Below are 18,686 nucleotides of genomic sequence, written 5' to 3' on the forward strand. Positions count from 1 at the left end.
CCTCCAAAATCTGGCTGTGCGTCCGCGTGTCCTTCATGCGCAGGTACACGATCAGCGACACGCCGATCATCGCCGTCACATACCAATAGAACCCACGCTCCATGCCCTCGTTCTTCAGCCACAGCGCGACATATTCCGCCGTCCCGCCGAACATCGTGTTCGCCAGCGCGTACGGCAGAGCCACGCCCAGCGCGCGGACATGCGCCGGGAACAGCTCCGCCTTCACCACCGCGTTGATCGCGGTGTAGCCCGTCACGATGAACAGCGAACCCACGACAAGGCCGAACGCCAGATAGGGGTTGGTCGCGGTTTCCAGCACGGTGAAGATCGGCACCGTGCACAGCACGCCGGCGATCCCGAACCCGACCATCAGCGGTTTCCGCCCGATCCGATCCGACAACGCCCCCGCCAACGGCTGGAACGCCGCATACAGCGCCAGCGCGGCAGTCATGATCAGCGTCGCGGATTCACGGCTGAACCCGCTCGTGTTGACCAGGAACTTCTGCATGTACGTGGTGTACGCATAGAAGGCGAGCGTACCGCCCGCGGTCAGCAGCAGCACGGTGAACGCCTCGCGCGGGTATTTGCTGAACAGCAGCCACCCGCTCGATTTCGGCGCACCGTCCGACTTGGCGTTCTGATAGCTCTCGGTCTCGAGCAGCCCGCGACGGATGCGGAACACGACCAGCGCCAGCACGCCGCCGATCGCGAACGGAATGCGCCAGCCCCAGGCGTCGAGCTGCCCTTCGCTGAGCGTCGCCTGCAACAGCAGCAGCACGCCGAGCGCCAGCAACTGCCCGGCGATCAGCGTGACGTACTGGAAGCTGGAGAAGAAGCCGCGCCGCGACTTGCCCGCCATTTCCGACAGATACACCGCGCTCGCGCCATATTCGCCGCCGACGCTGAGACCCTGCATCAGCCGTGCGAGGATCAACAGCGCCGGCGCGGCCCAGCCGATCGTCGCAAAGCCGGGCGTGATCGCGATCAGGAACGAGCCCGCACACATTAGCGTCACCGAGAGCGTCAGGCCCGATTTGCGCCCGTGGCGATCGGCGTAGATGCCCATCACCCACGCGCCGATCGGCCGCATCAGGAAGCCGACCGCGAACACCGCCGCGACGCTCATCAACTGCGCGGTCGAATTGCCCTTGGGGAAGAACACCGGCGCGAAATACAGCCCGAACGCGGAATAGACGTACCAGTCGAACCACTCGACCAGATTGCCTGCCGACCCGCCGAGGATCGATTTCAGCCGGTGGTTTTTCTCAGGCGGAAGTGTGCTGATCATTATTTATCCCCCTGGGTCGCAAACCCGCGCTTCTTGAGCAGCGCGTTCACGTCAGGATCACGCCCCCGGAACGCGCGATACGCCTCGGCGCGATCGGTCTCGTTACCTGTCGACAACAGAACCTTGGCGAACTTGTCCGCGGTCGCCTTGTCCCAAGGGCTGCCCGCCTCCTCGAACGCCGCGAACGTGTCGGCATCCATCGTCTCGGACCAGAGGTAGCTGTAATAGCCCGCCGAATAGCTGTCCGACGCGAACAGGTGCTGGAACTGCGGCACCCGGTGACGCATCACAAGTTGCTTCGGCATACCGATCTCGGCGAGCGTCGCGGCCTCGAACTTGTCGGGATCGATCACGCCGTCGGGCACGGTGTGGATCTTCATGTCGACGATCGCCGAGGACAGATACTCGGTGGTCGCAAAGCCCTGGTTGAAGGTGCGCGACTTCTCGATCTTGTCGAGCAGGTCCTGCGGCATCGCCGCCTTGGTCTGGTAATGCCGCGCATATTTGTCGAGCACGTCGCGGGTCAGCAGCCAATGCTCGTTCACCTGGCTCGGATATTCCACGAAGTCGCGCGGCGTGCCGGCAAGCCCCGGATAATAGACGTTCTGGAGCATCGCATGGATCGCATGGCCGAACTCGTGGAACAGCGTCTGCGCATCGTCGAGGCTAATCAGGATCGGCTCGCCGGGCGCACCCTTGGCGAAATTGTTGTTGTTCGACGACAGCACAAGCTGCGCCGGCGCGAGCCCACGCTGCCCGCGATACGTGTTCGCCCACGCGCCGGACCGCTTGCCGGTCCGCGCGAAATCGTCGCGATAGAACAGCCCGACATCCTTGCCGGCCTTGTCCGTCACGCTCCACACGCGCATGTTCGGCTCGAACACGGGAACGGTGCCGGTGATCTCCTTGAAGTTCAGCCCGTACAGCCGGTTAGCGGCGTACAGCGAGCCTTGGATGATGTTGCCGAGCTCGAAATACGGCTTCAACTGCGCCTGATCGAGGTCGTACCGCGCCTTGCGGACTTTCTCCTGATAGAAGCGGTAATCCCACGGCTCGATCGTCAGCGACGTGCCGGCGACCTTCTGCATGTCCGCGACCTCCTCGGCGACGCGCCCCTTGGCAGCGGGCCAGACGCGCATCATCAGGTCCATCGCCGCAGCGGGCGTCTTCGCCATCGTGTCCTGCATGCGCCAGTCGGCATGCGTCTTGAACCCGAGCAGGTGCGCGCGGTCGGCGCGCAGCTTGACGATCTGCGCGATCGTCGCGTTCGTGTCGTTCGCATCGCCATTGTCGCCACGATTGACGAACGCACGCCACACCTTCTCGCGCAGCGCACGGTCGGTGGCATAGGTCAGAACCGGATCGACCGCGGAGCGCGTGTTGACGATCGCAAAGCCCGGCAGCTTCCGCTCGGCCGCCGCAGCTTTGGCGACCGCTTTCACGCTGTCGGGCAGGCCAGCGAGTTGCGCCTCGTCGGTGACCGAGATGGCCTTGCTCTCGTCGGCCAGCAGCTTCTCGCCGAACGTCGAGAAGGCGGTCGCAAGCTGCTGGTTATACTGCGAAAGCTGCGCCTTCTGCGCATCGTTCAGCTTGGCGCCCTGACGGACATAGCTGTCGTAGATCCGCGTCACGAGGCGGATCTGCTGCGCGTTCAGCCCGCTCGAATTGCGCGTGTCGTAGATCGCCTGGATGCGCGCGAACAGCGGCTTGTCGAACGTGATCGCATCTGACGCCGCGGAGAATTTCGGCGACCATTCGCGGTCGAGCTTCTGGTACGCGGGCGTGTTCATGTTGCCGGTCATCACGCCGAACAGCGTCATCACCTGCCCATAGCGCTTGCCGGCCAACTGCATCGGCACGATCGTGTTGGCGAACGTCGGCTTGGCCGGATTGTCGGCGATCTTGCGGTAGTCCGCGGCGCGCTCGGCCAACGTCGTCTCGAACGCCTGCGGGAACAGCTCGGGACGAACCTTGTCCCAGGGCGGCACCCCGCCGGTCGGGCCGGTCCAGTCGGCAAGCAAGGGATTCGCGGCGGGTGTCGTGGTGGCTGCACCAGTCTGCGCGACGACGGATGTAGACGCCATCAGCGCAACGGCACTGGCGGCGAGGTATAGAAACTGCACATGGATCTCCCGGTCGATGTACCGGGTAGCATAGAGATAAAGTCACACAGAGGAAGCGGCACGGGGCAATTAGCCCCTGACCCGCCGCGGCGGGCGACCGTTCCGCTCAGTCCAGCGGCAGTTCGTTCGCCACCTGGGTCGCTGCGATCTCCGCCGCGGCGATCAGCCGGCGCCCGGTCTCCGCCGCCGCCTCCGGGGTCATCGCGATCGCCAGCCCGACGGGCCCATCGAGCGTGACCAGACCGTTCTCCGCCGCCGCTACGCCCGGTATCGTTTCCGGCTTCAACATTATCGCGCTCCAGCTTGATCGGTTCCGGCAGCGATCCGCTGCTGCCGGCCGCAGTCAGTCGCCTCGGGAACCATAGAGATATTGTGGTTCGAACTCCGCAACGGCTGCGAGCGCCTTACGATCCAAGATGTTCACCTCACCTGCCTTGAAAGTCAGCAGATTCTTCTCGCGCAATGCTCTCAGCACGCGGTTTACATGCACGCCGGTCAGCCCGCTCGCCTCGGCCAGATCGGGCTGCGTCATCGGCAGCATGTATCGCCCGTCGGCGGCCATCCCGACCATCTCCAGCCGCGCGTTCATCTCGCAGAACAGGTGTGCAACCCGTCCTTCGGCACCGAGGCGGCCGAGCCGGAAAATCCACTCGCGGTGCATAGCCGCGTCGAGCAGCGTACTGAACCACAGCTTCTGCGTCAGATGCGGATAGCGTTCGGTGATCGTCTGCAGCGTGCGGTGTTCGAAACAGGCGATCTTAACCGGCCCCAGGGTGGCGATGTCGTGATCGAGCCGCTTCATCGGAAAGGCGTGAAGATCGACGAAATCGCCGGGCACGTGCACCGCGACCAACTGCCGCTGGCCCTCGCGGTCGTCCATGTAGCGACAGACGAACCCTTCGAGCAGCAGCGTGCTCGTTTCGATCAGGGCGCCCGCGCGCACGATCTGCTTGCGCGCAGGCACGTGCCGCACGGATTCGATGCTGTCCTCCAGCACCTGCTTTTCTTCATCGCTCAACTCATGGCGGCCGCGCCCCATGAGAAACTTTTCCGAGATCATCCAGGCCCCTTTTCCGCGTGTTCCCGTACCGCCCCGCGGCATAAAAGAACAGATCGGGATTCGTACTGATACATATCAAAGATCGTGTCGCGGGCGAAACATTGGCCTCGCTCGCGGGTTCCTCCCCGACCATGTATCAGCCAATCTTCCAAAACGACCATCCCCTCGCGCGCAAGTTTATCGAAACGGTGCAGGCACCGCAGTTTCCGTGTGTCGGAGCAAAGTCTGCGCTCGCGAAAGGACAGATGGACATTCTCGTCGCGCGCGACGTGCGATCTGCTTGGGATGACATGAGAATTTCCCCCGCTTTGGGCGAAACCGTTCGCAAATACCGCGAAGACCGCGCCATATTTCGGACGCTCATCATCCTGTTCGAGGCCCCTGCCTTGTTGTCCGAAGAGCAGTTCGAGGCGCATCTCTGGGCGCGCGCGCAGTCGCTCAGCGACAAGGACACGTGGCTCGGCTATCGGCCCGACCCGTCGGTCAGCAGCGATCCCGACGATCCCCATTTCTCATTGAGCTTTGCCGGCGAAGCGTTCTTCGTCGTCGGCCTGCATCCGAACGCAAGCCGCCCGGCGCGAAAATTCGAATCGCCGGCGATGGTCTTCAACCTGCACGACCAGTTCGAGGTGCTGCGTACCCAGCAGCGCTACGACAAGTTGCGCTCATCGATCCTCGCGCGCGATCTCGAGCTCGCCGGATCGATGAACCCGATGCTGGCGCGTCACGGCGAAAGCAGCGAAGCGCGGCAATATAGCGGCCGTGTGGTCGACGAATCCTGGAAATGCCCCTTCAAGCGAGATGACGCGCATGGCTGATATCAAGACGATCCCGCCGCGCTCGGGCGCCGGTTTCACGCTCGACAAGGGCCAGACGCTGACCGTGATCGATCCCGAGGGTCGCCAGGTATCGGACCTGCTGGCGTATAACCGCGCCGACATCCGCGAGGCGATCTCTTCGGGGCGGACGCTCGATTATGCGAGCCGGCTGTATCTGACGACCGGCGACCTGCTGTATTCGAACCGCAGCAACGTGATGCTGGAGATCGTCTCGGACGATGTCGGTCGGCACGATTTCCTGCTGACGCCGTGCTCGAAGGAAACCTTCGCGATCATTTATGGCGATACCGATCCGCACCGCGGCTGCTTCGGCAATCTCGCCGAAGCGCTTGCGCCATGGGATATCGAGCCCGACCAGATCCCGGTGGCATTCAACTGTTTCATGAACGTGCCGATCAACGGCGAAACCGGGGAGTTCACCGTCGAGCCGCCGCTGAGCGAGGCCGGCGACACGATCGTCTTTCGCGCGGCGATGGACCTGGTGATCGGGATGACCGCATGCTCGGCGCTGCAATCCAACGGCGGCAGCTTCAAGCCGATCCAGTACCGGATCGACTGAGCATAGTCAGGGGTGCTGGCGGACCGCCCCAGCCGCGCGGACGTCGGCAATCGTCGGATAGCCGTTGACCGCCATCAGCAGGTCCGCCTCGGCCAGCAGACATTTGAGGACATGCGCCGCGCCCGCTGCGCCGTCGAGCGCCAGCCCGTAGGTATAGGGTCGGCCGACCCCGATGGCGGTCGCGCCGAGCGCAAGCGCCTTGACCACGTCGGTCCCCGACCGGACGCCTGAATCGAACAGCACGGGCGTCGATCCGGAGGCGGCGACGACACCCGGCAGCATGTCGATCGCGGCGATCCCGCCGTTTGCCTGCCGTCCGCCATGGTTCGAGCAGTAGATGCCATCCGCGCCCTCGTCGATCGCGCGGCGGGCGTCGTCGGGATAGCAGATGCCCTTGAGCACGATCGGCAGCTTCGTCAGCGACCGCAGCCACGGCATGTCCGCCCAGGTCAGCACGCGGCCGAACGTCGCCGCCCAGGCGCCGATCGCCGCCGCCGGATCCTCCTCGGGCGGTTTGGCGAGCAATTTGCGGAAGGCCGGGTCCGAGAAATAGTTCATCAGCACATGGCCGCGCAGCTGCGGGAAATTCGCCGCGTTCAGGTCGCGCGGTCGCCACCCCGTTACCCAGGTGTCGAGCGTCACGACGATGGCCTTATACCCGGCCGCCTCCGCGCGGTGGACCAGGCTCTCCGCGACGCCGACGTCCTTGGGCGTATAGAGCTGGAAGAAGCCGGGCGTATCGCCAAGCGTCTCCGCGACCGTTTCCAATGGATCGTTCGACAGCGTCGACGCCATCAGCGGCACGCCGGTGATCGCCGACGCACGCGCCGCCGCGAGGTCGCCATGCTGGTCCTGTGTACAGATCCCGTTGATCCCGACCGGGGCCATGAACAGCGGCGTCGGCAGCGTCATCCCGAACAGATCGATCGACAGGTTGCGCCGGCTGCAATCGACCATCATCCGCGGCGTGAGCCCCCAATGCCGAAACGCGCGCGCATTCTCGTCTTGCGTGAACTCGTCCCCGCACCCGCCCTGGAGATACGACAGCACCGCCGGCGGCAGCGCCGCCCTCGCGCGCTGTTCAAGCGTCGCGAAATCGACCGGCAGCGTCGGCACCACGCCGCGCAGGCCAGCGCCATAGATCGCGTTCTGAAAATCGCCGTAATGCGCCATCGGGACCTCTCGCATGTCTGTTTGCGACGATCGTGGCGGAGTGGCGGAAAGACTGCAATCGGACGCAGCGCACAAACGTACGCGCGGCCTTACAGACGGACTATTTGGAAATGGTGCCCCTGGCCGGAATCGAACCAGCATGCCTTGCGGCAACCGATTTTGAGTCGGTCGCGTCTACCAATTTCGCCACAGGGGCAGCGGCGGGTTGGCTAGACGAAGCTTTCCTCCGCCGCAAGCTGTCTTGACCGGAAAACGCATCCGTTCAGTTCCTCGGCGGTTGGCGACGGTAGCTGAGCGCTTCGGCGATGTGGATGCGGCCGACGGTCTCGCTGTTCGCGAGGTCGGCGATGGTACGGCCGACGCGGAGGATCCGGGTATAGCCGCGGGCGGTCAGCCGCATCGCTTCGGCGGCTTGGGCGAGCAGTTTTCGGCCGGGTTCGTCGGGCGTAGCGACGGCATCGAGCAATGCGCCATCCGCCTCCGCATTCGTGCGGACCGGGTGGTCGCGGTAACGGTCGGTCTGGATCGCCCGGGCCGCGGCAACGCGGGCGGCGACTTCGGCCGAGCCTTCGGTCGGTGGCGGCAGGATCAGGTCGGCAGCACTGACCGCCTGGACGTCGATGTGCAGGTCGATCCGGTCGAGCAATGGCCCGGACACCTTCGCCTGATAATCTGCGGCGCACTTCGGGGCTCTCGCGCAGGCAAGACTCGCATCGCCGAGATGGCCGCACCGACATGGGTTCATGGCCGCGATCAACTGGACGCGAGCGGGGAACGTGACGTGTGCGTTGGCGCGGGCGACGCTGACCGTACCGGTTTCCAACGGTTGGCGCAGCGAATCGAGGACGGCGCGCTGGAACTCCGGCAGTTCGTCGAGAAACAACACGCCGAGATGCGCAAGGCTGACCTCGCCCGGCTTCACCTTCAGTCCCCCGCCGGTGAGCGCCGCCATCGATGCGGAATGATGCGGGGCGCGGAACGGCCGCGTCCGGGTGAGGCGACCGCCGGTCAGCGTGCCGGCGACCGACTGGACCATCGACACTTCGAGCGCCTCGGCGGGGTCGAGCGGCGGCAGGATGCCGGGAAGGCACGACGCCATGAGGGACTTCCCAGACCCCGGCGGACCTACCATCAGTAAATTGTGAGAACCTGCCGCGGCGATCTCCAGCGCACGCTTGGCGGTCTCCTGCCCCTTCACCTGCCGCAAGTCCGGACCGTGATCGGCGGCTTCGGCGATTCCCGGCTTGGGCGGGCTAAGCAGGCCTTGACCCTTGAAGTGGTTGAGCAACGCCAGCAGGTCGGGCGCGGCGATCACCTCGATCTCGCCCGCCCAGGCCGCCTCCGAGCCTTGCGCGGCGGGGCAGACGAGCCCCTTCCCTACTTCCGATGCGTGGAGCGCCGCGAGCAGCACGCCCGGCGACGCGGTGATCCGCGCGTCGAGCCCGAGTTCGCCGACGATCACGTAATCCGCCAGCGCTTCGGCATCGACCACCCCCATCGCCGCCAGCAACGCCAGCGCGATAGGTAGATCGAAATGCGACCCTTCTTTTGGGAGATCGGCCGGCGACAGGTTCACCGCGATGCGTTTCGGCGGCAGCGACAGCCCCATCCCGGCGATCGCGCCGCGCACGCGTTCGCGACTTTCGCCGACCGCCTTGTCCGCCAGGCCGACGACGTTGAACGCTGGAAGTCCTGGAATCAGTTGGACTTGCACCTCGACCGCGCGCGCTTCGAGTCCCAGATACGCCACCGTCGCTACGATCGCCGCCATGCCCGCTCCCCCGCGACACGACGTCACGCCTTATTCATACCCGATTTGCCATGTCTGCAAGGACGGGTCGCACCGATCGCCCCACCGTCTTGCCATCCTAATACACCGGACCCACATGCCTTCCGTGAAAGCAGTCCGCTCCCCCGTTCTCCGCTTCGGCCAGTTGCTGCTCGGGATACTGCTGATCCTGAGTGCGCCGATTCTCGCGCCGCTTCCGGGACCGGCGGGGATTTTCCTGTTCGCTGGCGGGATGGTGCTCGTGCTGCGCAATTCACGCTGGGCGCGGTTGAAATGGGCGCGGTTGAAGCGGCGCTGGCCGCGGACCGGGCATTTCGTCGATCGGATGATGCGGCGGCAGAGCGCGATGCGGCGACATGAGCGTGCCAAAGCCGCGAAAAGCATGCCCGTCACGCTGGGTGTGAATTGACTTGTCGCGTCCCTTTCCGTAAGCGCCCAGCCATCAAGGCCGTCCTCGTGGCGGCCGTTTTCTATTTGATGACCTAGGGAATGACCAATGAAGCGGACCTTTCAGCCGAGCAACCTGGTACGCGCACGCCGTCACGGCTTCCGCGCACGGATGGCGACGGTCGGCGGCCGGGCAGTGATCCACGCACGCCGCGCCCGCGGTCGCAAGAAGCTGTCGGCCTAACTATTCTCGATAAACGCCGCGATTTTCTCGCGGCGAATGCGGGGAAGCGCGCACCGATGCCGGGATTCGTCCTGCTCATGCGCCCCCGCGACGACGGTGACGCGACGATGCGAATCGGCTTCACCGTCACCAAGAAGATCGGCAACGCCGTCGTCCGGAACCGCATGAAACGGCGGTTGCGGGCGTTGGCGCGTGAGCTGTTGGCGGAACGCGGCGTTGCTGGGGCCGATCATGTGTTGATCGGGCGGAACGGCGGCGTCGAGCGGGACTTCGCGCTGTTGCGGACCGAGCTGGGCAAGGCGTTCCGAAAGGTTACGCCGCAGGCTGCTGCGACCACCTCAGCAGACACCACCACAGCAGCACAGGCCACCACCCCGGCGAAGGCCGGGGCCCAATTGGGAAAGCGGCCGTAATGAATGGCTGCGCCTCGTTATCGATGTCCCCCAATTGGGCCCCGGCCTTCGCCGGGGTGCTGGGGTTGAGATGGCGAAGGAACGAGCGTTACTCGACGCGCCTACCCCGTTCCTTGTTCTCCCGCGAAGGCGGGAGCCCAGTCTGGGTCCCCGCCTTCGCGGGGAAACAATTTTGTGCCGCGGGCGAACGTCGGTTTTGACATGCTAGCCCGCCTCCTCATCCTCCTAGCCCGCGCGTGGCAACTCGGTCCCTCGCTCGTCCTGCCGTCGAGCTGCCGCTATGATCCTTCGTGTTCAGCCTATGCAATAGAGGCCGTTGGGCGCTATGGCGCGCTCAAGGGGGGCTGGTTGGCGGCGAAGCGTATCGCGCGTTGCCATCCGTGGGGCGGGTACGGACCTGACCCGGTCCCCGACCACGACCCAGACATCGACAAGAAATTGAAAGACGCCGCCCTGTGAAAGACGACAAGCAGAATTTCGTGCTGTTCGCGGTGATCGCGGCGCTGATCCTGTTCGGATGGCCGCTGATCCAGGGCAAGTTCTTCCCGACCGCGAATCCGCCGGTCACGAAGATCGAGGGCGGCAAGTCCAAGCCCGTGGCGAACCCCGCCGCCGATCCAGCCGCGGACGGCGCCGCCGCGGTTGGCGACCGCAACGCCGTGATCGCCAGCACCCCGCGCATCCGCATCGAGACGCCGCGCGTGTCGGGCTCGATCAACCTCAAGGGCGCGCGGATCGACGATCTCGTGCTCAAGGGCTATGACGAGACGGTCGCGAAGAACTCGCCGCCGATCCGCCTGCTCTCGCCCGCCGGTGCGCCCGATGCCTATTTCGCAAGCTTCGGCTGGCGCGCGCAGGGTCTCGCACCGCCCGCAGCAGACGCCGTCTGGACCCCTTCGGGCGCGACGACACTGACGCCGACCACGCCGGTCACGCTCGACGCGACCAACGCCACCGGTCAGCGCTTCCGCATTCAGATCGCGGTCGACCAGGACTATATGTTCACGGTCCGCCAGACCGTCCTGAACGCCGGCACCGCACCCGTCCCCGTCGCCACCTACGGCCTCGTCAACCGGGTCGGCATCTCGAAGGATCCGTCGTCGATGACGATCCATGTCGGGCCGATGTCGGTCGACAATGGCGGCGCGCATTACCGCCCCGACTACAAGGACATCGACGAGGCCACGCAGAAGTTCACGACGACCGGCGGCTGGCTCGGCTTCACCGACAAATACTGGCTGACAGCGCTCGTCCCCGATCAGGGCCAGGCGTTCGACGGCCAGTTCCGCGCGGGCGCCAACAAGGCGTACCAGGCCGATTACGCGCTCCAGCCCAAGCAGGTCGCACCCGGCCAGTCGATCACGCAGACGTCGCGCTTTTTCGCCGGCGCCAAGGAAGTCCGCCTGCTCGATCGCTACACCGACCAGGCCGGCGGTGTCGCCAAGCTGGATTACGCCATCGACTGGGGCTGGTTCCGGATCGTCGAAAAGCCGATCTTCTACTATCTCGACTGGCTGTTCCGCATGGTCGGCAACTTCGGCGTCGCGATCATCCTGCTGACGGTGACGATCCGCGGCCTGCTGTTCCCGATCGCGCAGCGCCAGTTCAAGTCGATGGCCGCGATGCGCGCCGTCCAGCCGAAGATGAAGCTGCTGCAGGAGAAGTATAAGGACGACAAGGTCCGCATGCAGCAGGAAGTGATGGCGCTGTACAAGGCGGAGAAGGTCAATCCGCTCGCGGGTTGCGCGCCGACGCTGCTCCAGATCCCGATCATGTACGCGCTGTACAAGGTCCTGATGCTGACGATCGAGATGCGTCACCAGCCGTTCGTCGCGTGGATCAAGGATCTGTCCGCGCCCGATCCGCTGACGCCGCTCAACCTGTTCGGCCTGCTGCCGTTCACGCCGCCGCACATGGTCGCGATCGGTGTCGTGCCGATCATCCTGGGCATCAGCATGTACTTCCAGTTCAAGCTGAACCCGACGCCGATGGACGACACGCAGAAGCAGGTCTTCAAGCTGCTGCCATGGGTCCTGATGTTCGTGATGGCACCGTTCGCGGTCGGCCTCCAGGTATACTGGATCACGTCGAACGTCCTGACGATCATTCAGCAGAAGCTGCTCTACGCCCGCCATCCGGGCCTGAAAGTGCCGGTGACCAAGTGAACGACGTTCCCAATCTCGGTCCCGATCTGGAGGCGAACGACGCGCCGTTCACCCCGGAGATGCTGGAGCATGCGCGAAAGCTGTTCGCAGGGCATGTCGGCTTTCTGAAGTCCGCGCCGACGCTCGAGTTCCTGCCCGATGCGTCGGTGCCGGAGGTGGCGTTCGCGGGTCGCTCGAACGTCGGCAAGTCGTCGCTGTTGAACGCGCTGACCGGGCGCAACTCGATGGCGCGCACGTCGAACACGCCGGGCCGTACGCAGGAGCTGAACTTCTTCGAGGTCGGCGCGCCGCTCGCGTTCCGCCTCGTCGACATGCCCGGCTACGGGTTCGCCAAGGCGCCCAAGGACGTGGTCAAGAAATGGCGCTTCCTGATCAACGACTTCCTGCGCGGCCGTGACGTGTTGAAGCGTGCACTCGTGCTGATCGACTCGCGCCATGGCATCAAGGACGTCGACCGTGAGATCCTCGAGATGCTCGACAAGGCCGCGGTCAGCTACCGCATGGTCCTGACCAAGGCGGACAAGATCAAGGCGTCCGAACTCGTTGAGGTGACCGAACGCACTGCGATCGAGGCGCGCAAGCGTCCCGCCGCGCACCCCGACATCCTCGTCACGTCGAGCGAATACGGCATGGGCATCCCCGAACTCCGCGCAGCAGTCGTCGAAGCGGTCAGCTAAACGAACGGTTGCGGACCGATCTTCGGTTTCCGGCTGACACGGTTCGTCAAACTCCGTAGCTTCCCGTAAAAGGGGAGTACGATATGCGTAGGGCGTTCGGGGGAATGTTGGCGATGGCAGTGATGCTGTCGGGCTGCGGGGGCAGCGACGAGGGCACGATTTCGACCGGCGGCAGTACGCCCGCGCCGGCTCCGACGGCCTCCACGGGATGCTCGCTGCGCGAACGCCAGGACTGGGCGGCTGCGCAAATCCGCGAATGGTATCTGTTCCCGGACACGCTGCCCGCGACGCTGAGCACCGCGTCCTACACGACGGTAGACGACTATATCGACGCGCTCACCGCCACCGCGCGGGCGCAGCGGAAAGACCGGTTCTTCACCTATCTGACGTCGATCAAGGAAGAGAACGCCTATTATAATGCCGGGTCCAGCGCAGGCTTCGGGATCCGGTTCGCGCTGGATCAGTCCGGCCAGCGGCTGTTCTCGGCGGAGTCGTTCGAAGGCGCGCCGGGGCTCGCGGCAGGGATCGATCGCGGTACGGAGATCCTGGCGATCGGTACGACGTCCGCCACTCTTCGGACCGTCAGTGCGATCGTCGCGGCGGAAGGCACCGCCGGACTGACCACCGCGCTCGGCCCCGATACCGCCGGAACCGCACGGGTCATGCAGATCAACGACGCGGCGGGTACGCGTACCGTCACCGTTACCAAGACCGACTTCTCGTTGCTGCCGGTCTCGAGCCGCTATGGCGCGAAGATCATCCAGGATGGCGGGCAGAGCGTCGGCTACATCAACCTGCGGACGTTCATCAAAACCGCGGAGCCCGCGCTGAAGACCGCCTTCGCCGATTTCCGCGCCAAGGGCGTCACGAAAGTCATCATTGATCTGCGCTACAACGGTGGTGGCCTGATCGAGACGGCGGAGTATCTGGGCGACCTGCTCGGTGCTGCCCGGTCGACCTCCGAAGTCTTCGACTACGTCACCTTCCGCACGGAGAAGGCCTCGAACAACACGACGCGATTCTTCGCACCGCAGCCCGAATCGATCGCGCCCACGCGGATCGCATTCATCGGCACGGGCGGCACGGCGTCGGCGAGCGAACTCGTCATCAACGCGTTCACGCCGTATCTGCACACCAACGCCGGACTGATCGGCACCAACACCTATGGCAAGCCGGTCGGCCAGATCGCGCTCGACAGGGAAGCGTGCGACGATCGCCTGCGCGTGGTGGCGCTTGCGACCCAGAACGCCGCGCGCAGCGGGGATTACTATGACGGGCTGGCCACCAAGGTCGAGGCGTCCTGCCAGGCGTCGGACGATATCGGCTACCAGCTCGGCGACCCGCTCGAATCGTCGACGCGCCAAGCCCTGAACTTTCTCGCCGGGCGGAGTTGTACGCCGATCACGGGCGCGGCGAACGCACGATCGCTCCGTACCGCCGACACGCGGCGCGACCTGCTGATGTCGGATCGCCCGGGCACCGCACAGCGCGAAGTGCCGGGCCTGTTCTGACGGCGCGACGCGAGAGGGGACTGCGAGCGAGTTGCCTCTTTCCGTCCCCTCGCCTAGCACCGCGCGCATGAAACTGATCATCGGCAACAAGGCCTATTCCTCCTGGTCGCTGCGCGGCTGGCTCGCGTGCAAGCAGTCCGGGCTGCCGTTCGAGGAGGTGGTCGTGCCGATGTACGACGCCGATTGGGAAAAGCGCCGCTCAGGGAACGAATTCGCGCCGTCGTCGGGCAAGGTGCCGATCCTGTGGGACGGCGACGCAGTGGTGTGGGACAGCCTCGCGATCGTCGACTATCTCGCCGACAAGGTCGGGCGCGAGCGCTTCTGGCCAGAGGACAATGCCGCACGGGCGATGGCGCGGTCGATGGCGGCGGAGATGCATTCGAGCTTTGCCGCGCTGCGTCGCAAGCACAGCATGAACGTCCGCCAGGTGTTTCCGGCGCGCACGCCCGACGACGACGTGGTGGCCGAGCTGCAGCGGATCATGGAGATCTGGGCGCAGGCGCGTGCGCGCTTCGGCGGCGGCGGCGATTTCCTGTTCGGCCAGTTCGGCGCGGCGGACATCATGTTCGCGCCGGTCGTTACCCGGATCGTCACCTACCAGCTGCCGATCGCGCGCTTTGCCGCCGGCTATATGCAGGCGATGTTCGAGCATCCCTTCATGCAGGACTGGATCGCGGCGGCGCAGGAAGAGGAATGGGTGCTCGAGCAATATGAGCAGCCCGTGGCAGCTCAATAGGGCGTCCCGTCGCGATGTACCTCTCCTGTTTCCGGCGAATAGAGCAGGTCGATATCGGGGTAGGTCACCAACGACGCCTCCGGCACGCCAAGCGCGAGCAGTACGCAATCGGCGTCGCTCTCGTTGATCAGGTGATGCCCGTTCCCGTCGCCCTTGGGGAAGACCGCGATGTCGCCGGTTCGCATCAGATGCCGACCATCGTCGTCGATCAGAATCGCGTCGCCCGCGAGGATGACGACGATCTCGTCCTCGCCCGCGTGCCAGTGACGCTGCGACGACCAGGTGCCGGGGGACAGCACGACATGGTTCGCCGCCCAGTCGGTCGCGCCGCCGGCGCGTGCGATGTCGCGGATGACGCGGCCGGCGGCGGGCTCGTCGAAGGGTGGCGGATAATCGCTGCCGATTTTCACGGGCGCGATGCGGGCGATATCGATCCTGGGCATAAAGGAACAACGGCGATGGCAGCATGATCGATCCCGTCACTCTCGCGCAGGCGTTGCTCCGCGTTGACAACGTCACGCCGGCGCGCGGGGCGGTATTCGACGTGCTGGAGGCGGCGCTCGTGCCGCTTGGCTTTGCGGTCGATCGGTTCGTGGTGGGCGACGCACCGGACGGACCGGTCGAGAATCTGCTCGCCACGCGCGGGACGGGCACGCGGCATCTGGCGTTCGCCGGCCATGTCGACGTCGTGCCACCGGGCGAGGGCTGGACCGGTTCGCCCTGGTCCGGCGAGGTCCGCGGCGGGCTGCTGTATGGACGCGGCGCGGTCGACATGAAGGGCGCGGTTGCCGCGTTCATCGCTGCCGCCAGCGGCAGCGATGCAGGGACGCTGTCGCTGATCATCACCGGCGACGAGGAGGGGCCGGCGACCTACGGCACCGTCGCGTTGATGGAGCGGATGGCCGCGCGGGGCATCGTGCCCGACCTTTGCCTGGTCGGCGAACCCACCTCGACCGCCCGGCTCGGCGACATGGTGAAGATCGGGCGGCGCGGCTCGGTGAACATCTGGATCGACGTGCCCGGGCGCCAGGGCCACGTCGCCTACCCACACCTCGCCGACAATCCGATCCCGCGACTGATCGCGATCCTGGCCGAGATTGAAACCGTCATGCTCGACAAAGGGACCGACTGGTTCCAGCCGTCGAACATCGAGGTCACCGACATCGCGGTCGGCAACCCGGCGCACAACGTCATCCCGGCCAAGGCGTCGGCGCGGCTCAGCATCCGCTTCAACGATCGGCATCGCGGGGCGGACCTGATCGCACGCATCCGAACGATTGCCGAACGCCATGCGCCGGGTGCGGTCGTGACCGGCAAGGTCTCGGGCGAAGCGTTCCTGACGGAGCCGGGTGCGTTATCCGCTTTGCTGTCGGACGCGATCATCGCAGCGACGGGCATCACGCCCGAGTTGTCGACCACCGGCGGCACCTCCGACGCGCGCTTCCTCTCGAAGCTGTGCCCCGTGGTCGAGTTCGGCCTGATCAACGCGACAATGCACAAGGTCGACGAAGCGGTCGCAGTCGAGGACCTGCTGGCGCTGACGGATATCTATGCAGGCGTCATCGACCGGGCGCTGCGATAAATAAGCGACGCAGTATCCAAATCCTCCCCCGCCAGGGGGAGGTGGCGCCGAAGGCGACGGAGGGGGAGGAACACGCAACAGCGGTTCTCCCTCACCTCCCCCTCCGTCTGGCGAGAGCCAGCCACCTCCCCCTAGCGGGGGAGGATTAGCCCTAATGTCGCCTAATCCCGCCCCCGGCGCAGGACGATATACAGCGCCCCCTGCCCGCCATGCCGCGGATGCGCGCCGCGCACGGCCGCGATCGAGTCCGCATGACGCGATCCCGCCAGCCAGTCCGCCACCGCCGACCGGATCGCGCCGCGCGCATGCGGACGCTCGCTCTCGGGTCGCGGCGGCTTGCCCGTCACCAGCAGCAGCACGCGGTCGCCACGCGCGATCGCGCGCCCCAGACCGACATCGAGCATCGCATGCGCCGACGCCAGCGTATGCCCGTGCAGATCGATCGAGCTATCGGGACTGACCACGCCCCGCGTCAGCCTCTTGTCCCAGCCACCATCCAGCGTATTCGCGGTGATCGACTTGGCGACCGGCCGCGGCGCCGCGGCCGGTTTCGCACCCGGGCGGCTGGCGAACGGCGTGACGACGGTACGAACGATCGGCTTCACCCGGCCCAGCGGTGCCGGTGGCGGCGGCACGACCTTGCCGTTGGGCCCGATCACGGGCTTCGGCGGAGGCGGCAGCGGCGGTGCGCGCTCGGGAATGCGGACGGCAACCGCACGCATCGGCCGGACGGTCTGCATTACCCGCGCCCAGAGCTGCGCCTCCTCGGGGGTGAGGGGGTCAGGGTTGAGGGGTCGGCCCGCCATATTGCGCCCCATTCGCTTGCCCGTTGAGACGCTGGACGGTACCGATCGGCAGCAACAGAAACGCGGTGCCGCGTCCCGCCATGCCACCCGCGGTAGACTCCGCCGCCGGGCCTGCGCCCCAGAACGTGTCGAAGCGATTGCTCCCCTTGATCGCCCCGCCGGTATCCTGCGCGACCCACAAGCCGCTCGCATCCTGCCGGTCGAGCGACAGGAATACGGGCGCACCCAGTGGCACGAACTTGACGTCCGCCGCCGCACTCACCTGACCGGTGACCGGCAGGCCGAGTGCCCCCAAGGGTGCCCCCTCCAACTCGCGGAAGAACACGAAACTCTTGTTCTCGCGCATGATCGCCTGCCCTTCGGCCGGATGCGCGTGGAGCCACGCCACGATCCCCTGCATCGAGGTCTGGCCCGGTTGCAGCAGCCCGCGCGACTTCATCAGCGCACCGATGCCGGTGTAATCGCGGCCATTCTGCGTCGCATACCCAATCCGCAGAATCTCGCCGTCGGGCAACCGAAGCCGCCCAGAACCCTGGATCTGCAGGAAGAACAATTCGACCGGATCGCGCGCCCAGGCAAGGATCGGAGCCCGCCCCGAAATGGCGCCCTGCTCGATCGCGGTGCGGTCGTAATAGGGCACGAGATTGCTGCTATCGACGCGACCGCGAATCTTCTTACCCTTCAAGCTGGTCGAGAACGCGCCGAGATCGACGTCGATCAGGTCGTTCGGCCGCCCATAGATCGGCGCATAGCCATCGCGACGCTCGAGCGAGCCGGCGATTTCCGGCTCGTAATAGCCCGTCGCGAATGCCTTGCCGTCACCGACCTGCACCGCCTCGAACCACTCCGTGAAAAAGGTCCGCGCACCGCCGCGCGGAACCGACGCCGCCGCGGCGCAGGCTGGCTGCCAATCGGCGCCGCGCGTCAGACCCGACGTATCGGTACGACGCATCAGCGAAGGACAGCTCGTGACGAAAGCCGACAGCGCCGACTGCGCCTGCGCCTCATCGATCGGCAAGCTAGCGACCGGCGGACCGGCGATGACGCCCGCAGCAACCGCGTTGGTCGGTGCAGTCGGCGATACGACGGGGATCGGCAACATCGGCACAGCGCCGACGATCCGCGCCGGCATCTGGATGCCACGGATGTTGGGCGAAGCACCCGTATCGCGCGAAGGATGCACACGCACAGGCTCGCGCGAAGGTTCGCGGTCGGCGGTACCGCCTCGATCGACCGGCGCAGGGCCCGAACGCGGCGGCTCGACGCCACCGACGCACGCGCTCAACAGCAGCGAAAGACCAAGTCCGCCGAGCCCCGCCCCCCTGAACCGCACG

At 65.8% G+C, this 18,686-nt stretch carries 20 protein-coding genes and 1 tRNA gene; 11 read left to right on the top strand and 10 right to left on the bottom strand.

Translation table 11 applies throughout. The features are described from left to right. From H8S47_RS07900 to H8S47_RS07915, 4 genes are all read right to left on the bottom strand, one after another. The coding region (locus H8S47_RS07900) for an MFS transporter (protein ID WP_187503355.1) at nt 1–1,288 on the bottom strand (1,288 nt) is incomplete at its 3' end. Then, complete coding sequence (locus tag H8S47_RS07905; protein WP_328805460.1) at nt 1,288–3,411, bottom strand: M3 family metallopeptidase; 2,124 nt, start codon at nt 3,409–3,411, stop codon at nt 1,288–1,290. The genes H8S47_RS07900 and H8S47_RS07905, both read right to left, overlap by 1 nt. A 106-nt stretch (nt 3,412–3,517) precedes the next feature. Beyond that, complete coding sequence (locus H8S47_RS07910) at nt 3,518–3,700, bottom strand: hypothetical protein (RefSeq protein ID WP_187503356.1); 183 nt, start codon at nt 3,698–3,700, stop codon at nt 3,518–3,520. 54 nt (nt 3,701–3,754) lie between these two features. Beyond that, nucleotides 3,755–4,429, bottom strand: a complete 675-nt coding sequence (locus H8S47_RS07915) for a Crp/Fnr family transcriptional regulator (RefSeq protein ID WP_413243621.1) — start codon at nt 4,427–4,429, stop codon at nt 3,755–3,757. A gap of 173 nt (nt 4,430–4,602) precedes the next feature. Here H8S47_RS07915 and gntA point away from each other — a divergent pair, with 173 nt between their 5' ends. Together gntA and H8S47_RS07925 are read left to right on the top strand one after the other, a co-directional pair. Beyond that, nucleotides 4,603–5,289, top strand: a complete 687-nt coding sequence (gntA, locus tag H8S47_RS07920) for a guanitoxin biosynthesis heme-dependent pre-guanitoxin N-hydroxylase GntA (protein WP_187503357.1) — start codon at nt 4,603–4,605, stop codon at nt 5,287–5,289. Beyond that, complete coding sequence (locus H8S47_RS07925; protein WP_214655002.1) at nt 5,282–5,869, top strand: DUF1989 domain-containing protein; 588 nt, start codon at nt 5,282–5,284, stop codon at nt 5,867–5,869. The genes gntA and H8S47_RS07925 overlap by 8 nt, the downstream gene beginning before the upstream one ends. Before the next feature lie 6 nt (nt 5,870–5,875). On the opposite strand, the gene H8S47_RS07930 is transcribed toward H8S47_RS07925, so the two are convergent. From H8S47_RS07930 to H8S47_RS07940, 3 genes are all read right to left on the bottom strand, one after another. Next, nucleotides 5,876–7,057 (bottom strand): alpha-hydroxy-acid oxidizing protein, encoded by a 1,182-nt coding sequence (locus H8S47_RS07930; RefSeq protein ID WP_235982694.1) that lies wholly within the window; start codon nt 7,055–7,057, stop codon nt 5,876–5,878. Nucleotides 7,058–7,153: 96 nt separating this feature from the next. Next, nucleotides 7,154–7,238, bottom strand: a tRNA-Leu gene (locus H8S47_RS07935). Between the two features lie 66 nt (nt 7,239–7,304). After that, entirely contained in the window at nt 7,305–8,813 is a 1,509-nt protein-coding gene (locus tag H8S47_RS07940; protein ID WP_187503359.1) for a YifB family Mg chelatase-like AAA ATPase, read from the bottom strand. Between the two features lie 124 nt (nt 8,814–8,937). Between H8S47_RS07940 and H8S47_RS07945 the strand changes: the two genes are divergently transcribed. The 8 genes from H8S47_RS07945 (at nt 8,938) to H8S47_RS07980 (ending at nt 14,964) form a co-directional block, all read left to right on the top strand. Continuing rightward, nucleotides 8,938–9,240 (top strand): hypothetical protein, encoded by a 303-nt coding sequence (locus H8S47_RS07945; protein WP_328805461.1) that lies wholly within the window; start codon nt 8,938–8,940, stop codon nt 9,238–9,240. Between the two features lie 87 nt (nt 9,241–9,327). After that, nucleotides 9,328–9,462 (top strand): 50S ribosomal protein L34, encoded by a 135-nt coding sequence (rpmH, locus tag H8S47_RS07950; protein WP_031393806.1) that lies wholly within the window; start codon nt 9,328–9,330, stop codon nt 9,460–9,462. 56 nt (nt 9,463–9,518) lie between these two features. Then, the gene (rnpA, locus tag H8S47_RS07955; RefSeq protein WP_235982695.1) at nt 9,519–9,875 is read left to right on the top strand and encodes a ribonuclease P protein component; all 357 of its coding nucleotides are present in this window, start codon (nt 9,519–9,521) and stop codon (nt 9,873–9,875) included. Between the two features lie 201 nt (nt 9,876–10,076). Then, entirely contained in the window at nt 10,077–10,334 is a 258-nt protein-coding gene (gene yidD, locus H8S47_RS07960; protein ID WP_187503361.1) for a membrane protein insertion efficiency factor YidD, read from the top strand. Beyond that, the gene (yidC, locus tag H8S47_RS07965) at nt 10,331–12,040 is read left to right on the top strand and encodes a membrane protein insertase YidC (protein ID WP_187503362.1); all 1,710 of its coding nucleotides are present in this window, start codon (nt 10,331–10,333) and stop codon (nt 12,038–12,040) included. Before yidD ends, yidC begins: the two co-directional genes overlap by 4 nt. Before the next feature lie 59 nt (nt 12,041–12,099). Then, nucleotides 12,100–12,717, top strand: a complete 618-nt coding sequence (gene yihA / locus H8S47_RS07970) for a ribosome biogenesis GTP-binding protein YihA/YsxC (protein ID WP_187503431.1) — start codon at nt 12,100–12,102, stop codon at nt 12,715–12,717. A gap of 83 nt (nt 12,718–12,800) precedes the next feature. Further along, nucleotides 12,801–14,228, top strand: a complete 1,428-nt coding sequence (locus H8S47_RS07975) for a S41 family peptidase (RefSeq protein ID WP_235982696.1) — start codon at nt 12,801–12,803, stop codon at nt 14,226–14,228. A 67-nt stretch (nt 14,229–14,295) separates the two neighbouring features. Further along, nucleotides 14,296–14,964 carry a glutathione S-transferase gene (locus tag H8S47_RS07980; protein ID WP_187503363.1) on the top strand — a complete coding sequence of 223 codons (669 nt, stop codon included), beginning with the start codon at nt 14,296–14,298 and terminating at the stop codon, nt 14,962–14,964. Here H8S47_RS07980 and H8S47_RS07985 read toward each other — a convergent pair. Beyond that, the gene (locus H8S47_RS07985; protein WP_187503364.1) at nt 14,958–15,407 is read right to left on the bottom strand and encodes a cupin domain-containing protein; all 450 of its coding nucleotides are present in this window, start codon (nt 15,405–15,407) and stop codon (nt 14,958–14,960) included. The two genes, H8S47_RS07980 and H8S47_RS07985, sit on opposite strands and share 7 nt — an antisense overlap. 23 nt (nt 15,408–15,430) lie before the next feature. Here H8S47_RS07985 and dapE point away from each other — a divergent pair, with 23 nt between their 5' ends. After that, nucleotides 15,431–16,546 (top strand): succinyl-diaminopimelate desuccinylase, encoded by a 1,116-nt coding sequence (gene dapE / locus H8S47_RS07990; RefSeq protein WP_187503365.1) that lies wholly within the window; start codon nt 15,431–15,433, stop codon nt 16,544–16,546. Nucleotides 16,547–16,707: 161 nt separating this feature from the next. Here the strand turns inward: dapE and H8S47_RS07995 are convergent, their stop codons facing one another. Both H8S47_RS07995 and mltA read right to left on the bottom strand, forming a co-directional pair. Beyond that, nucleotides 16,708–17,286, bottom strand: coding sequence for a Smr/MutS family protein (locus H8S47_RS07995; RefSeq protein WP_398457801.1), 579 nt, complete (start codon nt 17,284–17,286; stop codon nt 16,708–16,710). Nucleotides 17,287–17,326: 40 nt separating this feature from the next. Then, nucleotides 17,327–18,685 (bottom strand): murein transglycosylase A, encoded by a 1,359-nt coding sequence (gene mltA, locus H8S47_RS08000; RefSeq protein ID WP_187503433.1) that lies wholly within the window; start codon nt 18,683–18,685, stop codon nt 17,327–17,329. Nucleotide 18,686: the final 1 nt, after the last annotated feature.

It is taken from the genome of Sphingomonas albertensis, from assembly GCF_014358075.1.
Lineage (GTDB): Bacteria > Pseudomonadota > Alphaproteobacteria > Sphingomonadales > Sphingomonadaceae > Sphingomonas > Sphingomonas albertensis.

Bases quoted from the DNA above. Each gene is read 5' to 3' on its own strand.
- gntA (WP_187503357.1), top strand. From the start codon at position 4,603: ATGTATCAGCCAATCTTCCAAAACGACCATCCCCTCGCGCGCAAGTTT.
- rnpA (WP_235982695.1), top strand. From the start codon at position 9,519: ATGCCGGGATTCGTCCTGCTCATGCGCCCCCGCGACGACGGTGACGCG.
- H8S47_RS07925 (WP_214655002.1), top strand. From the start codon at position 5,282: ATGGCTGATATCAAGACGATCCCGCCGCGCTCGGGCGCCGGTTTCACG.
- H8S47_RS07975 (WP_235982696.1), top strand. From the start codon at position 12,801: ATGCGTAGGGCGTTCGGGGGAATGTTGGCGATGGCAGTGATGCTGTCG.
- H8S47_RS07940 (WP_187503359.1), bottom strand. From the start codon at position 8,813: ATGGCGGCGATCGTAGCGACGGTGGCGTATCTGGGACTCGAAGCGCGC.
- H8S47_RS07980 (WP_187503363.1), top strand. From the start codon at position 14,296: ATGAAACTGATCATCGGCAACAAGGCCTATTCCTCCTGGTCGCTGCGC.
- H8S47_RS07930 (WP_235982694.1), bottom strand. From the start codon at position 7,057: ATGCGAGAGGTCCCGATGGCGCATTACGGCGATTTTCAGAACGCGATC.
- yidD (WP_187503361.1), top strand. From the start codon at position 10,077: ATGCTAGCCCGCCTCCTCATCCTCCTAGCCCGCGCGTGGCAACTCGGT.
- rpmH (WP_031393806.1), top strand. From the start codon at position 9,328: ATGAAGCGGACCTTTCAGCCGAGCAACCTGGTACGCGCACGCCGTCAC.
- yihA (WP_187503431.1), top strand. From the start codon at position 12,100: ATGCTGGAGCATGCGCGAAAGCTGTTCGCAGGGCATGTCGGCTTTCTG.
- H8S47_RS07985 (WP_187503364.1), bottom strand. From the start codon at position 15,407: ATGCCCAGGATCGATATCGCCCGCATCGCGCCCGTGAAAATCGGCAGC.
- H8S47_RS07995 (WP_398457801.1), bottom strand. From the start codon at position 17,286: ATGCAGACCGTCCGGCCGATGCGTGCGGTTGCCGTCCGCATTCCCGAG.
- H8S47_RS07910 (WP_187503356.1), bottom strand. From the start codon at position 3,700: ATGTTGAAGCCGGAAACGATACCGGGCGTAGCGGCGGCGGAGAACGGT.
- dapE (WP_187503365.1), top strand. From the start codon at position 15,431: ATGATCGATCCCGTCACTCTCGCGCAGGCGTTGCTCCGCGTTGACAAC.